This is a genomic window from Streptomyces sp. NPDC054866 (assembly GCF_053610745.1).
This window is the reverse complement of sequence record NZ_JBSGZA010000003.1, coordinates 800210-815705: the sequence shown is the minus strand read 5'-3', so window position 1 is coordinate 815705 and position 15496 is coordinate 800210. Positions and strand designations below refer to the sequence as shown.

The window sequence follows — 15496 nt, the reverse complement described above, 5'->3', positions numbered from 1 at the left end:
ACGCCTACTTCTTGAAGACCTCGATGTCGGTGAGGATCGGGTCACCGGCCTGGTCAAACTGCACGTGCTTGACGTTCTTCGAGTAGGCGGAGAGCGTCTTGTTGTACCAGAGCGGAATGCCCGGGAAGGTGTTGACGAGCTGCTTCTCAGCCTCGTTGTACAGCTCCGCGGACTCGTCGATCGTCTTGGCCGCGTCGGCCTTCTTGGTCAGCTCGTCGAACTTCTTGTCCGAGAAGCCGCCCTTGTTGCCGTCGACGCCCGTGCCGTAGAGGTCGGCGAGGAAGTTGCCGTTGAACGGGTAGTCGAGCACCCAGCCCGACCGGTACATCGCCTTGACCTGCTTCTTGTCCCGAATCTCGGTGTCGGCCTGGAAGTCGGTCGTCGGGTCGCCGGTGCACTTCACGCCGGTCGACTTGGTGATGCTGTTGCACACCGCCGTGACCCAGCCCTTGTGCGGCTGGTCGGCGTTGTACTGGATGGTGATCTTGTTGCCCGGGATGCCGCCGCCGTCCTTGACGAACTGCTTGGCCTTCTTCGGGTTGAACTTGCAGAACTCACCACAGGCGCCGGCCTTGTAGCCCTTGACGCCCTTGGCGACCCAGCCCGATGCGGACTCACGCGTACCGGCGAAGGTGGTCTTCGCGATGGTGTCGCGGTCGATGGCCATCGACAGACCCTGGATGACCTTCACGTCGACGTCCTTGAACGCCTTGCTGTAGAAGGCCGGGTTGACCGTGTTGATCGCCGAGAAGTCCTGCTCGATGGCGCGGTCGCCGAAGTCCTGCTTGAAGTTGGCGAGCTCGCTGTCCGGGATCAGCGGCATCGTGTCGACGTTGTCCGAGCGCAGGTCGTTGTACGCGGCCTGCGGCGTCGTGTACGCCTTGAAGTCGATGCCGCCGTTCTTCGGCTTCTTCTCACCCTTGTAGCCGGACCAGGCGGTGACCTTGATCGACTTCTTGTGGTCCCAGCTCTTGAGCTTGTAGGGACCGTTGCCGACCGGCTTCTCGCCGTACGTCTTCGGGTCCTTCAGGGCAGCCGAGGGCATGGGGTAGAACGGCGCGTAGACGAGCTTGTACGCGTAGTACGGGATGCCCGAGTTCAGCGTGATGGTGAAGGTGTTGTCGTCGACGACCTTCAGACCGGACATGGTCTTGCCGGTGCCCTTCCCCTTCTCGGGGTGGACCTTGTCGTAACCGACGATGTCGCGGTACCAGCCGCTGTTCTGCTGGCCGTTGGCGGGGTTCGCCGCGAAGTTCCAGGCGTCCACGTACGACTTGGCCGTGACGGCCTCGCCGTTGTGGAACTTCCAGCCCGGCTTGAGCTTGACGGTCCACACCTTGTTGTCCTTGTCGGGGGTGACCGACTCGGCGTTCTCGTAGGTGATGTTCCCCTGCTTGTCGTAGTTGACAAGCCCCGTGAAGAGGGAGTTGATGACGACGCTGCCGTACGCCTCCATGGTGTTGGCGGGCTGCAAGGCGTTCTGCGGCTCACCGTTGGCGTAACTGACGATCCCCTTGGGGTCGACCTTGCCGCTGTTGCCGCCGCTGTCGCTGCCGCCGCCGCAGGCCGTTGCCGTCAGCGCCACGACACCCGCTATCGCGACCCACTTGGCGCTCTTGGCACCACGCATGGGGTTCCTCCTCATGAGTCCACTTGTTCACTACAAGAGGGGGTACGAGAATCCGCGCCGACACCCCTGACGGCGCGTAGATCGAAGTACCCCAGTGTGCTCGTGAGTCGGCGCTCCCCACAGCGCGTGACCCATTGACCCGAGCTATACGCGGTCAACTATTAGCCATGAGGTACCGCCCGACCACACTCTTTTGGTCTCGGTTCAATCACACCTGGTGCGTACAACTTCCAAAATCCGGACAAACCGATCCGAGATAGATGGTTGCGAAACGGACGTGTTACACATCTAACGGTCAACGGCATCCGCATTCCGGACAGATGGTCCAGGAAAACCGGTTGCGGAGGACCGAGTCGGAGACGCTTCGCGGCGCCGTCGGAGGCGCTTTCGCGGACGCGCGTAGATGCGCGGAGAGTCGCGACGGAGGGAGATCCCTCGCCCCCGAGGTCTGGGCCAGCGTAGTGCCGTCGAGGGCCCCGCAAAGGGGTAACCCCCGCAGACGCGCGAGAGGCCGGCTCCCGCCTCTCCCGTGGGGAGGGGCGGAAACCGGCCTCAGATGCCGAATTCGCCGAGCGGCAGCGGGACTTAGCCGTGCTTGGCGCGCGAGGCGGTGCGGCCGCGCTGCTTCTGGTCCAGGACGACCTTGCGGATGCGCACGGTCTCCGGGGTCACCTCGATGCACTCGTCGTCGCGGCAGAACTCCAGGGACTGCTCCAGGGAGAGCTTGCGGGCGGGCACGACGTTCTCGGTCGTGTCCGCGGAAGCCGCACGCATGTTGGTGAGCTTCTTCTCCTTGGTGATGTTCACGTCCATGTCGTCGGCGCGCGAGTTCTCGCCGACGATCATGCCCTCGTACACCTCGGTGCCGGCCTCGGTGAAGATGACACCGCGCTCCTGGAGGTTGACCATCGCGAACGGCGTGACCGAGCCCGAACGGTCCGCGACGAGTGAGCCGTTGTGACGGGTACGCAGGTCGCCGAACCACGGCTCGTGACCCTCGAAGATCGAGTGCGCGATGCCGGTGCCGCGGGTCTGGGTCAGGAACTCCGTACGGAAGCCGATGAGGCCGCGCGACGGGACGATCCACTCCATGCGGATCCAGCCGGAGCCGTGGTTGGTCATCGTCTCCATGCGGCCCTTGCGGGTCGCCATCAGCTGCGTGATGGCGCCGAGGTGCTCCTCGGGCGAGTCGATCGTCATGCGCTCGATCGGCTCGTACGTCTTGCCGTCGATCTGCTTGGTGACGACCTCGGGCTTGCCGACGGTGAGCTCGAAGCCCTCGCGGCGCATCTGCTCGACCAGGATGGCGAGCGCGAGCTCACCACGGCCCTGGACCTCCCAGGCGTCGGGACGCTCGGTGTCCAGGACACGGAGCGAGACGTTACCGATGAGCTCCTTGTCCAGACGGTCCTTCACCTGACGGGCGGTGACCTTGTGGCCCTTGCCGCCCTTGCCGACGAGCGGCGAGGTGTTCGTACCGATGGTCATGGAGATCGCGGGCTCGTCGACCGTGATGAGCGGCAGCGCGATCGGGTTCTCGGGGTCGGCGAGGGTCTCGCCGATCATGATGTCCGCGATACCGGCGATGGCGCAGATGTCACCGGGGCCCGCCTTCTCGGCGGGCTTGCGCGTGAGCGCCTCGGTCATCATCAGCTCGGTGATGCGGACGTTGGACTGCGAGCCGTCACGCTTGATCCAGGTAACGGTCTGGCCCTTGCGCAGCTCGCCCTGCTCGACACGGCACAGAGCGATACGGCCGAGGAAGTTATCGGCGTCGAGGTTCGTGACGTGGGCCTGCAGCGGCGCGTCCTCGTCGTACTCCGGAGCCGGGACGGTGTCCAGGATCGTGGAGAAGAACGGCTCCAGATTCTCGCTGTCGGCCGGGACGGTGCCGTCCTCCGGCTTGGTCAGCGAGGCGACGCCGTCACGGGCGCAGGCGTAGACGATCGGGAACTCGATCTGGTCCTCGTCCGCGTCCAGGTCCAGGAACAGGTCGTACGTCTCGTCGACGACCTCGGCGATCCGGGAGTCCGGGCGGTCCGTCTTGTTGATGCACAGGATGACCGGCATCTTGGCCGCGAGGGCCTTGCGGAGCACGAAGCGGGTCTGCGGCAGCGGGCCCTCGGAGGCATCCACGAGGAGCACCACCGCGTCCACCATCGACAGGCCGCGCTCGACCTCACCACCGAAGTCGGCGTGGCCGGGGGTGTCGATGATGTTGATGGTGATGACGTCGCCGCCATCCTTGGGGTGGTACTTGACGGCCGTGTTCTTGGCCAGGATCGTGATGCCCTTCTCACGCTCCAGGTCGTTCGAGTCCATCATGCGGTCGTCGAGGGACTCTGCCGCATGCGCGGCGAAGGAGCCGGCCTGCTTGAGCATGGCGTCGACCAGGGTGGTCTTGCCGTGGTCGACGTGGGCGACGATGGCAACATTACGAATGTCATGGCGCGTGGGCATACGAGCTGCGCTTCTCCCGGGAAGAGTGGATGGCCGCGCGTACGGTCTGGCACGCGTGCCCTGCCGGGCAGAACACGCCACGGCCTCACCCCAGTCTACGTGCCTTACGCGGAGGTCACCTCCGCGGGGCCTTGGCGGGGGCCTGACCTGGGGTTTCTGGGGCTCTGGTGGTGCTGGGGGAACGTACGGGTCAATGGGTGGACACGACCTTGCCCGCCGGGGGTGCCGGCGGGCAAGGGAGTTGAGCGGAATCTGAGCGTGATCTGAGCCGAAGCGACTGCTTGACCTGCGGCGGAGCTCCAGTGTGGCCCGCGGCGGAGCTACTTTTCGGCGGGCTTGCCCGCGGGCTTGGCTCCCGGCTTCAGGAAGCCCATGTCCTCGTAATTCGGGACCTGGAAGCCGAAGGCGCCCGCGTTCGCGAGGTTCGTGCGGGCCGCCATCAGCTGGGGGCGCTGATAGAGGGGAATGGATCCGGCCTCGGCCCAGATGCGGGCGTCGGCCTTCTTGACCAGGGCGCGGTTCTCGTCCTCGTCCAGCTCCCCCATCGCCTGATCGAACAGCTGGTCGATGTGATCCGTACCGACCCGCGTGTAGTTCTGCTCGACGTTCAGCGAGCCGTCCGCGGCCGGCACCGGCTTGGCGAAGATCGGGCGCGCGTCCGTGGCGGGGAAGGCCGTGGCGGGCCAGGAGTAGAGGGCGAGGTCGTACTGACCGGACGCGATGTGGTCCTTGAAGTAACTGTCGTCGGCGACCTTCGCCGTCTCCGTGCGGATCCCGATCTTCTCCAGCATCCGCGAGATCCGGTCGGCCACCGTACGGAGCGACTCCGAGCCCTCGCCCGACGGCAGGACGAAGCGGAGGGTGAGGGGCTTGCCGTCCTTGGCCATGGGGCCGCCCGCCGCCGCGGTGGCGGCGGGTGCCGCGGTGCCCTTGGGGGCGTACGCGCCGGGTGCGCCGCCCTTCGCGGCCTTCTTCTCCGCGTGCTTCTCGGCCTTCTTCTCCGCCTGCTGCTTGGCGTGGCCGCCGGGGTCCTTCTTCTTCTCCTTGTCCGCCTCGCGGTGAGCCGTGAGGGACGCCGCCTGGCGGGTCAGCGCCGCTTGCTGGTAGGCCGCCGCCGGAGCGGGCGCGAGGACCGAGGTGCCGCTGTCGCCCGGCTTCTGGTCGTCCTCGCCGACGACGTACGTGCCGTCGTCGCCGGAGTCCTCCGACTCATCCGATTCCGCCTTCGCCTTCTTGGTGTCCGCCTCACCCCCGGCCGTCTTCCCCTTCGGCTCCTTCAGCGGACCGCCCGGCGTCCACCCCGCGTCGGCGAGCAGCGCCCGCGCCTCCGCGGTGTCCTGGTCGCCGAGGGCCCCGCTGTTGTCCGCGTACGCCTGCTGACCGGCGAGTGCCAGGTGGCTGCCGACCGGCTCGGCGGGCAGGCCGAGCGGTGCGAGGACCGCCTTGGCCAGCTCGTCGCGGTCGAGGGCGCGGGCCACCGCGCGCCGCACCCGGTCGTCGGCCAGCGGACCCTCGGTGCCGTTGAGGGCGAGCTGGGTGTAGGCCGGTTCGAGGGACTTGCGGACGGTGTAGCCCCGCAGGCCGGTCTGTTCGGTGGAGTACTTCTTGATCGCCTTGTCGGTCCGCTGGCGGGCCTGCTGCTCGGTGTCGGCCGCCTCCTCGTCGGAGCCGTGGGCGATCGCCCAGGAGCGCAGCGCCTTGGCGGGGGTCAGCTGCGCCTCGGGACCGTGCGCGAGCGGGCCCTGGACGCCCTGGTCGCGGGCCGCGTTCGTGATGCGCCTGGCCTCGGGGGCGTCGATCTCGGCGAGGTCGACCTCGCCCTGCGCGAGCGCGGCGGCCCGCTCGTCGCGCGGCACCTCGCGCAGGACCATCTTGGCGAGCTTGGCGGGCCTGCCCCACCAGCGCGGGTTGCGGACCAGCGTGACCTCGTCCGCCTTGCTGTCGAAGTCCTGCACCGCGAACGGCCCCGCGCTCACCTTGAGCTTGCGCCGCGCACCGTCGTTGAAGGTGTCGGGAGTGCCCATGACCTCCTTCGGATACAGCGGCGAGAAGAGTGAACGCCAGTCCGCGTAGGGCTTGTTGAAGGTGACGCGCACCTCCAAGTTGTCCGCGCCGCGCTCGATCTTCTCGATGCGGTCGTAGCCCGCGTTGCGTGCCGTCCAGTACGCGCTGTCCTTCCCGGAGAGCGCACGCTGCTGCGCCGCGAAGTCATCGGCGCCGATCTCCCGGCCGTCGCTCCACACCGCCTGCTGGTTGAGCTTGTAGAGCACGACCTGCTTGGGCTCGCGCTCGACGACCTCCGCGGACTCCAGATAGTCGGCGTTCCGCTGCGCCCTGCCCTGCGCGTCGAGCCGGAACATCGACGGCAGGACGGCGCCCGCGATCCGTGACGTGCCCGCGTCCGCGTCCGACTGGAAGGAGTTGAGGGTCTCCGGCATCGCGTCGAGGGCCCAGTTCATCGTCCCGCCGTCGGCGACGAGGTCCCGGGCCGCGGGCGCGACGTCCTGGCCCGCGGTCGGGGAGCCCGCCTCGTCCTGGGAGCTGCAGGAGGCGAGGGCGGGCAGGGCTAGCACGCCCGTGGCGAGGAACACGGCAGATCTCAGTCTGGCGCGGTCTGGGGACATGACGGGTACCTCCGGGGCTCGCCCGGCCGCCCGCTACCAGGACCGGGCCGGGTTTGATCACGTTTGGCGGTATATGGAGCTGATCACATCTATCGATCCACTGAAGGGGACGGCGCCGGGCACACGGGAGCGACACGGCGTGGGGGCACCAGATCCCACTCGTGCGGCCCAACCACGCGTGACCGAGCGTGACGGCGGCCTCGGCCCGCGCCCCGACGCACGGGCGGGGCGGGGCGTACACCCCGGCGCGTTGCAGCGGCGCATTTCAGCCCGCATGAGCCGGGAATCCCGGCAGATCCCTTCACAAGCCGGGATGTGACGCGCGACACTCGCAGGCGCATGAACGTTGCCGCCGCACCCCTGAAGTGAGGGCAAGTCATGGCTCTGCAGGATGATCTGACGGCTGTTCAGCGCTGCGTCGACGATCTGGTCCGCACCGTCGGCAAGCTGGAGCAGCAGGTCGGCGAGGGTTCCCAGGGTGGTCTTGCCGGGATCGACGTGCGCCGCGTCCGCACGGACGCCGACCACCTGCGCGAGAGCGTCGCGCTGCTGCGTGACGCCGCCTCGGATCCCGCCGTTGCCCCCCGGAAGCGGCCCGACCTGGTCACCATCCCCGATACGCCGTACGACAGCTCTCTGTGGACGGACTCGGACGACGAGGGCCTCGGCGCGAGCGACCGGCATGCCCCTTGAGGCGCCGCACCCGCCCTGAGCACCGCCGCCGACCCGAGTACAGCCGATCCGATGACGGCCGCTGCGACGACCGTCGACGTGAGGACTGCCGATCTGAGGACGAAGGAGTGGAGCCTCGTTGGCCACTGGCACGGAACCCCATCTGAAAAGCGGTCAGGATCCCGGCGGCGTACGAGCGGCGACGCGCGCCGCGATCAGCGCTGCCCATCTGCGGACCGACCGCTGGTGGCTGGCGCCCGCCGCGACCACCGCCGGTCTCCTCGCCTTCATCGTCTACTCGACGTGGCGGGCCTTCGCGAACGCGGACTACTACGCGGCGCCCTACGTCTCACCGTTCTACTCGCCGTGCCTCGCCGAGAGCTGCGAGCCGATGAAGTCGGGGCCCAACTGGGAGATCCTCGGCAGCTGGTGGGGCCTGTCCCCCGCCCTGCTGATCCTGGTCTTCCCGCTCGGTTTCCGCCTGACCTGCTACTACTACCGCAAGGCCTACTACCGCGGCTTCTGGGCCTCACCGCCCGCATGCGCGGTCGCCGAGCCGCACAAGAAGTACTCCGGAGAGACCCGCTTCCCGCTGATCCTCCAGAACATCCACCGCTACTTCTTCTACGCGGCGGTTCCGGTGGCGGGCATCCTCACGTACGACACCGTGCTGACGTTCCGCGATGAGCACTACGAGTGGGGCCATATGGGCCTCGGCACGCTCGTCTTCCTGGTCAACATCGTGCTGATCTGGGCGTACACGCTCTCCTGCCACTCCTGCCGGCACATCGTCGGCGGCAAGCTCAAGCACTTCTCCAAGCACCCCGTGCGATACCGCATGTGGCAGTGGATCGGAAAACTGAACGCACGGCACATGCTGCTCGCCTGGGTCTCCCTGGTGAGTGTGGCGCTCGCCGACTTCTACGTGTATCTGATCGCGTCCGGCGTCTTCGACGATCCGAGGTTGTTCTGATGTCTCAAGTGGAGCGGCAGCAGTGGGATGTTGTCGTGGTGGGAGCCGGAGGGGCGGGCCTGCGGGCCGCGATCGAGGCACGTGAGCAGGGCGCCCGTACCGCCGTGATCTGCAAGTCCCTGTTCGGCAAGGCCCATACGGTGATGGCCGAGGGCGGTATCGCGGCCTCCATGGGCAACGTGAACTCCGGCGACAACTGGCAGGTCCACTTCCGCGACACCCTGCGCGGCGGCAAGTTCCTCAATCAGTGGCGGATGGCCGAGCTGCACGCGCGCGAAGCACCGGATCGCGTATGGGAGTTGGAGACCTGGGGCGCGCTGTTCGACCGTACGGCGGACGGGCGGATCTCCCAGCGCAACTTCGGAGGGCACGAGTATCCGCGCCTCGCGCACGTCGGCGACCGGACCGGCCTCGAACTGATCCGTACGCTCCAGCAGAAGATCGTCTCCCTCCAGCAGGAGGACGAGCGCGAATTCGGCGACCACGAAGCGCGGTTGAAGGTCTTCCAGGAGTGCACGGTCACGCGCGTGATGAAGGAGGGCGAGCGGGTCAGCGGCACGTTCTGCTACGACCGCGAAACCGGCCGCTTCTTCGTGCTCGAAGCCCCGAGCGTGGTCCTGGCCACCGGCGGCATCGGCAAGTCCTTCAAGGTGACGTCGAACTCGTGGGAGTACACGGGCGACGGCCACGCGCTCGCGCTGCTCGCCGGGGCGCCGCTCCTCAACATGGAGTTCGTGCAGTTCCACCCGACAGGGATGGTCTGGCCGCCCTCGGTGAAGGGCATCCTCGTCACCGAGTCGGTGCGCGGTGACGGCGGCGTACTGCGCAACTCCGAAGGCAAGCGGTTCATGTTCGACTACGTACCGGACGTCTTCAAGGAGAAGTACGCGCAGTCGGAGGACGAGGGCGACCGCTGGTACGAGGACCCCGACAACAACCGGCGGCCTCCGGAGCTGCTGCCCCGCGACGAGGTGGCGCGCGCCATCAACTCCGAGGTGAAGGCGGGCCGCGGTTCGCCGCACGGCGGGGTCTTCCTCGACGTGTCGACGCGCATGCCGGCCGAGGTCATCAGGCGCCGACTCCCGTCCATGTACCACCAGTTCAAGGAGCTGGCGGACGTCGACATCACGGCAGAGGCGATGGAGGTCGGACCGACCTGTCACTACGTGATGGGCGGCATCGCGGTCGAGTCGGACACGGCGGCGGCAGAGCGCGTACCGGGTCTGTACGCGGCAGGAGAGGTCGCCGGAGGCATGCACGGCTCCAACCGGCTCGGCGGCAACTCCCTGTCCGACCTGCTCGTCTTCGGGCGGCGCGCGGGACTGCACGCGGCGCGGTACGCGGCCGGGCTCTCCGGGGCGGACGCCCGGCCCCTGGTGGACGAGGTCCAGGTGGACACGGCGGCTGCCGAGGCGCTGCGGCCGTTCAGCGCGGAGGGTCCCGAGGACGGGGCGACGCCGGAGAATCCGTACACCCTCCACCAGGAACTCCAGCAGACGATGAACGACCTGGTCGGCATCATCCGCCGCGAGGGCGAGATGGAACAGGCCCTGGCGAAACTGGCGGAACTGCGGGTGCGGGCACGGCGGGCCGGCGTCGAGGGCCACCGCCAGTTCAACCCCGGCTGGCACCTCGCGCTCGACCTTCGCAACATGCTCCTGGTCAGCGAGTGCGTGGCGCGGGCCGCCCTGGAGCGCACGGAGAGCAGGGGCGGGCACACCCGCGAGGACCACCCCGGCATGAACCGCGAATGGCGCCGCGTGAATCTGCTCTGCCAGCTCACCGACCCTTCCGGCGGCCTCGCGGCGACGGATCCCGTGCGCGGCCAGATCGATCTGGTGCGGGTCACCACCGAGCCCATCCGTCCCGACCTGCTTGCTCTCTTCGAGAAGGAAGAGCTGGTCAAGTACCTGGCCGAAGAGGAGCTTTACGAGTGAGTACCGCGACACCTACGCCGAGTTCTTCGGGACCTTCCGGCGGTCCTTCGAGTACGTCCTATGAAGCGCGGTTCCGGGTCTGGCGCGGGGACGTGGGAGGCGGCGACCTGGAGGACTTCAAGGTCGAGGTCAACGAAGGCGAGGTCGTCCTCGACATCATCCACCGCCTCCAGGCGACCCAGACGCCCGACCTCGCGGTGCGCTGGAACTGCAAGGCTGGCAAGTGCGGTTCGTGCTCGGCGGAGATCAACGGCCGGCCGCGGCTGATGTGCATGACGCGGATGTCGGTGTTCAGCCGCGAGGACGTCATCACCGTGACACCGCTGCGGGCCTTCCCGGTGGTGCGGGACCTGGTGACGGACGTCGGCTTCAACTACACGAAGGCGCGGGAGGTACCGGCCTTCGTGCCTCCGGCGGGCCTCGGTCCCGGCGAGTACCGCATGCAGCAGGCGGACGTGGACCGCTCCCAGGAGTTCCGCAAGTGCATCGAGTGCTTCTTGTGCCAGGACACGTGCCATGTGGTGCGCGACCACGAGGAGAACAAGGCGGCGTTCGCGGGACCGCGCTTCCTGATGCGGGTCGCGGAGCTGGACATGCACCCGCTGGACGCGGCGGCGGAGACCGGCATCGACCGCAAGCAGAGCGCGCAGGACGAGCACGGGCTCGGCTACTGCAACATCACGAAGTGCTGTACGGAGGTGTGCCCGGAGGGCATCAAGATCACGGACAACGCGCTGATTCCCTTGAAGGAAAGGGCAATTGACCGGAAGTACGATCCGCTGGTCTGGCTCGGGAACAAGATTCGGCGGCGGGGGGAGCAGTAGGGGCAGTAGGGCTGCCCGTGGCGAGGTGGGGGTAATCCCCCAGGCCGAAGACTCAAGATTTCCCCCATGGTCACGGGGGCGGGGCGAGATCAGCATGGAGGCATGAACTCTTCCTCGGCTGTGACTCGTTCGGCTGCTCGTGCAGTGGTGACCCGGCGCTCGGTGCTCGGCCTCGCGGCGGCCGGTCTGGCGGCGACGCTGCCGGCAGCCCCGGCCCTCGCCCACGCGGGCCCCACAGCCGTCGAGGCGAAGCTCCCCGCGCCCACGGGACCGCACCGGATCGGCACGGTGTCGACGCGCCTCGTCGACACCTCACGGCACGACCCCTGGGTGAAGTCCGTGCCGTACCGAGAGCTGATGATCAGCGTCTGGTACCCGGCGGCGGGAAGGCCGGGCGACGCCGGGCACAGCCTAGCTCCGTACATGTCGCCGGGCGCGGCAGAGCGCTGGAACGCGAAAGCGCCCCACGGCATCCCCAGGGACGCGATCGACTTCGCGAGGATGCGTACACATGCGCGGGCGGGAGCTCCGGCCGACACCAGCGGGGGCCGACGTCCGGTCCTGCTGTACGCGGCGGGGGCCAACGACCCGCGTACGTGGGGCACTTCCTTGGTCGAGGAGCTGGCGAGCCACGGCTACGTGGTGGTGACGGTCGACCACACCTATGAGGCGCCGGGGGTGCAGTTCCCCGACGGCTCGGTCAAGGACGACGCCCCGCTCCTCAAGGCCTTCGCGGAGGCGCAGGAGAGCGATTCGGTGCCTGTGCTGCTCAAGAAACCGGGTCGCCGACTCGAAGTTCGTCCTGGACCGCCTCGGCTCGCTGCCGAACGGCCTTTCCAGGGTCGTGGACCAGAAGCGGGTGGGCATGCTCGGCCAGTCGGCGGGCGGAATCGCGGCCGCCGAGACCATGTACGAGGACGACCGGGTCAAGGCAGGCATGAACATGGACGGCACCCTGGAGAACAACCCCGAACCGAACGGCACGAACCTGACGCCGGTCGCCCGGCACGGCCTCACCGGCCCGTTCCTGCTCATGGGCAGGCAGGGCAGCGACCGTACGACTGAGCCGTCGTGGCGCGAGTTCTGGTCCCACACGACCGGCTGGAAGCGGAACCTCACCCTGCGCGGCTCGATGCACCAGACGTACACGGACCTCGCGGCGCTGCTCCCGCAGGCCGGGGTGGACCGCGAGGTCATCGAGAAGAACATGGGCACGGTCGACCCGGGCCGCGCGGTGGCTGCGGAACGGGTCTACGCGACGTCGTTCTTCGACCGCTGGCTGCGGGGGCAGGACAACCACCTGCTTGACGGGCCTTCGGGGAAGTTTCCGGAAGTGGAGTTCGCGGGGTGAGGCAGCATCTCGCTGCGGGAGCACGGGAGGCGGCTTACGCTCCCGGAATGGGGACGACTGATCGACTGCTCGGTTCGGGACGCACCGCGGATGTCTTCGCGCTGGACGACGCACTGGACGACACACCGGACGCCGCATGGGTGCTGCGCCGGTATCGGGACGGGACCGACGCGACGGAGGAGGCCGCCGTCATGACGTATCTGTCGGAGCACGGGTATCCGGTGCCGCCCGTCCGCCCTGCCGAGCCCGGCGCGCCCCGTACCGACCTGGTCATGGGGCGGCTGACGGGCCCGACCATGGCGGAGGCCGCGATGCGGGGCGCGATCACGCCGGAGGAGGCGGCGGTGATCCTCGCCCGGCTGCTGCACACGCTGCACGCCCTTCCGGCCCGCTTGTCCACCTCGCCCACGGACCGCGTCCTGCACCTCGATCTCCACCCGGAGAACGTGATCCTCACGCCGGAGGGCCCCGTGGTGATCGACTGGGCCACCACGGAGGAGGGCCCGCCCGGCCTCGACTGGGCGATGTCGGCGCTGATCCTCGCGGAGGTCGCGGTGAGCGGCAGGCCTGAGGCTGCGGGGTCACGGACCGCTCTGGCCACGCTCCTGACGGACGCGGCGGTCGACGTCAGAGCCACGGCCGACAGCCACCTCGCGGAGGCCCGCGCCCGCCGCGGTGCGAATCCGACGCTGGGGGCGGACGAGGTGCGGTGGCTGGACGCGGCGGTGGACCTGGTGCGGGAGTAGAGCGGGGCGGCGCAGCACTGGGCGGGAGACGGCACTGGAGACGCCGCCAGGCCCCCCGGTCGCACACACCCGGTCGCACACCCCCGGTCGCGCACCCCCCAAGACGGTCATACGCTCCCAAATGTGACGCTGCCCTCGCACATAGTCGTGCGGGCGACAGCGGTGGCCGGTGCGCTGCTCGCGTGGTGCCTGCTGCTCCTGTTCGCCCCCGCGGCGCTCGCCGCCCCGGCCGACGATCCGGTCACTCTCTCTCGCGAGGGCCAGATCACCGACAAGGTGGGCGCCCTCGGCGACCGTAAGGACGCCACCGCGCGGGCGCTCGACCAGCTCTACGACGACCGCGGCCTCCAGCTCTTCGTCGTCTACGTGCGTGACTTCTCCGGGCGCGGCTCACAGGACTGGGCGGACACCACCGCCGAGCGCAACGGGCTCGGCCTGGACGACGTGCTGCTCGCCGTCGCCACGCACGACCGCCAGTACGCCTACTCCGTAGACGTCGATTCCCGGCTCACCGAGGCGCAGCTCCAGGACGTGGCGACCACCGCGATCAAGCCCGCGCTGCGGCAGAACGACTGGGCCGGCGCGGCCATCGGCGCCGCGGACGGCTACAGCGCGGTCCTCTCCGGCCGGCCCGTCCCCACCCCGGCGATCACCCCGGGGGCCGCGGACCCGGGCGGCAGCGGCAGCGACAGCGGGGGCGAGACGGCCACCGGCGACCTCGTTCTGCCCATCGTGGTGGTCGGCGGCGCGGGCGCCCTCGCGGCGGTCGCGTACAGCCGCCGCAAGAGGCGCACCACCACGCGTACGACGCCCGGAGGCGGCGGCTGGGGCAAGGGGGCGGCGGGAGCGGCGCCGACCCCGCTCCCCGAACTCGACAAGCGGAGCAAGCAGCTCCTGGTGGAGACCGACGACGCGATCCGCACCAGCGCGGAGGAACTCGGCTTCGCCACCGCCCAGTTCGGTGACGAGGCGGTGCGGCCCTTCACGGACGCGCTGGCGTACGCACGCTCCGAGCTGACCACGGCCTTCAAGCTGCGCCAGCAACTGGACGACGCCTATCCGGAGGACGACGCGACCAAGCGCACCATGCTGGACGAGATCGTCGCGCGCTGCACCGAGGCGAGCCGCCGCCTCGACGCGGAAGCCGCGGGCTTCGACCAGCTGCGCGCCCTCGAACGCGACGTCACAGGGGCCCTGGACCACGCCGAGCAGGTGTTCCGGGAGGTCACGGGCCGTACCACCGCGGCGGAGACCACCCTCGGCAAGATCCGGGAACAGTACGCGCCGTCCGCGTCGGCGCCCGTCCTCGGCCATGTGGAGCAGGCCAAGGACCGCCTCCTCTTCGCCACCACGCACCTGAACGAGGCCCGCCAGGCCATCGACGCCGGCGACAACGGCAAGGCCGCCGTCCATCTGCGGGCCGCCGAAGGCGCCGTCGACCAGGCGGGCACCTTCGTGGACGCCGTCGACCGCCTCGCCGACGAGCTCGCGCAGGCCGCGGAGAAGCTCCCCGCCGCGCTCACCGAGACGGAGACCGACCTCGCCGAGGCGCGCGGCCTCCTCGAAGGCACCGCGGCGGGAGCCTCCACGGCCGACCTGCACGGCCGTATCGCCCGCGCCGAGACGGTGGTCGCCGAGGTCCGCAAGAAGATGGCGGCGGGCCCGCACGACCCGATCGACGCCCTGCGCAGGGTCGAGGAGGCCGACACGGTCCTCGACGAGTCCCTGGCGGGCGCACGCGAACGCGAGGTCACCAGGCAGCGCGCAGCCACCCTCCTCGGCCAGGCCCTGCTCACCGCGCGCAGCGCCGTGGGAACGGCGGCGGACTTCATCGACACGCACCGGGGCGGGGTGGGCAGCGAGGCGAGGACCCGTCTCGCCGAGGCCCAGCGGCACCTCTCGGGCGCGGAGGCCGCCAAGGACACCGATGCCTCCGCGGCGCTCGCCGAGGCCCAGCAGGCCGACGCCCAGGCCCGGCAGGCCCATCAGCTCGCCGAACGCGACGTACGCGGCTACGGCAACCCCTACGGAGGCGGCGGCGGACGCGGTGGCGGCATGGGCGGCGCGGTACTCGGCGGCATCATCCTCGGCGAGCTCTTCGGAGGCGGGGGCCGCGGGATGGGCGGAGGGGGCTTCGGAGGCGGCGGCTTCGGAGGCGGCGGTCCCGGCAGCTTCGGCGGCGGCGGGACCCGGGGCCGGATGGGCGGGGGCGGGAGGTTCTGAGCCCGACGCATGACGCCGCCCTCGCGGTGACCTTTTCGTACGTCTCCTAGTGCCCT

General features: G+C 69.2%; 10 protein-coding genes. 7 read left to right on the top strand and 3 right to left on the bottom strand.

The features are described from left to right. Positions 1-4 precede the first annotated feature (4 nt). The 3 genes from ACWGI2_RS19065 to ACWGI2_RS19055 all read right to left on the bottom strand — a co-directional run bounded on the left by ACWGI2_RS19065 (position 5) and on the right by ACWGI2_RS19055 (position 6714). On the bottom strand, positions 5-1630 hold the full coding sequence (locus ACWGI2_RS19065) for a peptide ABC transporter substrate-binding protein (RefSeq protein WP_160507036.1): 1626 nt from the start codon (positions 1628-1630) through the stop codon (positions 5-7). A 585-nt stretch (positions 1631-2215) separates the two neighbouring features. Further along, the gene (typA, locus tag ACWGI2_RS19060) at positions 2216-4090 is read right to left on the bottom strand and encodes a translational GTPase TypA (protein WP_453696447.1); all 1875 of its coding nucleotides are present in this window, start codon (positions 4088-4090) and stop codon (positions 2216-2218) included. 320 nt (positions 4091-4410) lie between these two features. Next, positions 4411-6714, bottom strand: coding sequence for an ABC transporter family substrate-binding protein (locus ACWGI2_RS19055; protein WP_453696446.1), 2304 nt, complete (start codon positions 6712-6714; stop codon positions 4411-4413). A gap of 378 nt (positions 6715-7092) precedes the next feature. Here ACWGI2_RS19055 and ACWGI2_RS19050 point away from each other — a divergent pair, with 378 nt between their 5' ends. The 7 genes from ACWGI2_RS19050 (at position 7093) to ACWGI2_RS19020 (ending at position 15440) form a co-directional block, all read left to right on the top strand. Next, complete coding sequence (locus tag ACWGI2_RS19050; protein ID WP_453397756.1) at positions 7093-7407, top strand: hypothetical protein; 315 nt, start codon at positions 7093-7095, stop codon at positions 7405-7407. 118 nt (positions 7408-7525) lie between these two features. Continuing rightward, the gene (locus ACWGI2_RS19045) at positions 7526-8359 is read left to right on the top strand and encodes a hypothetical protein (RefSeq protein ID WP_453696445.1); all 834 of its coding nucleotides are present in this window, start codon (positions 7526-7528) and stop codon (positions 8357-8359) included. Further along, complete coding sequence (locus tag ACWGI2_RS19040) at positions 8359-10296, top strand: fumarate reductase/succinate dehydrogenase flavoprotein subunit (RefSeq protein ID WP_453696444.1); 1938 nt, start codon at positions 8359-8361, stop codon at positions 10294-10296. The genes ACWGI2_RS19045 and ACWGI2_RS19040 overlap by 1 nt, the downstream gene beginning before the upstream one ends. Further along, positions 10293-11120 carry a succinate dehydrogenase/fumarate reductase iron-sulfur subunit gene (locus tag ACWGI2_RS19035; RefSeq protein WP_453696442.1) on the top strand — a complete coding sequence of 276 codons (828 nt, stop codon included), beginning with the start codon at positions 10293-10295 and terminating at the stop codon, positions 11118-11120. The genes ACWGI2_RS19040 and ACWGI2_RS19035 overlap by 4 nt, the downstream gene beginning before the upstream one ends. A gap of 844 nt (positions 11121-11964) precedes the next feature. Further along, positions 11965-12471 carry a hypothetical protein gene (locus tag ACWGI2_RS19030; protein WP_453696440.1) on the top strand — a complete coding sequence of 169 codons (507 nt, stop codon included), beginning with the start codon at positions 11965-11967 and terminating at the stop codon, positions 12469-12471. A 47-nt stretch (positions 12472-12518) separates the two neighbouring features. Beyond that, positions 12519-13217, top strand: coding sequence for a phosphotransferase (locus tag ACWGI2_RS19025; RefSeq protein ID WP_453696439.1), 699 nt, complete (start codon positions 12519-12521; stop codon positions 13215-13217). Between the two features lie 123 nt (positions 13218-13340). Beyond that, positions 13341-15440: a TPM domain-containing protein gene (locus ACWGI2_RS19020; protein ID WP_453696437.1), complete on the top strand. Its 2100-nt coding sequence runs from the start codon at positions 13341-13343 to the stop codon at positions 15438-15440. Positions 15441-15496 lie beyond the last annotated feature (56 nt).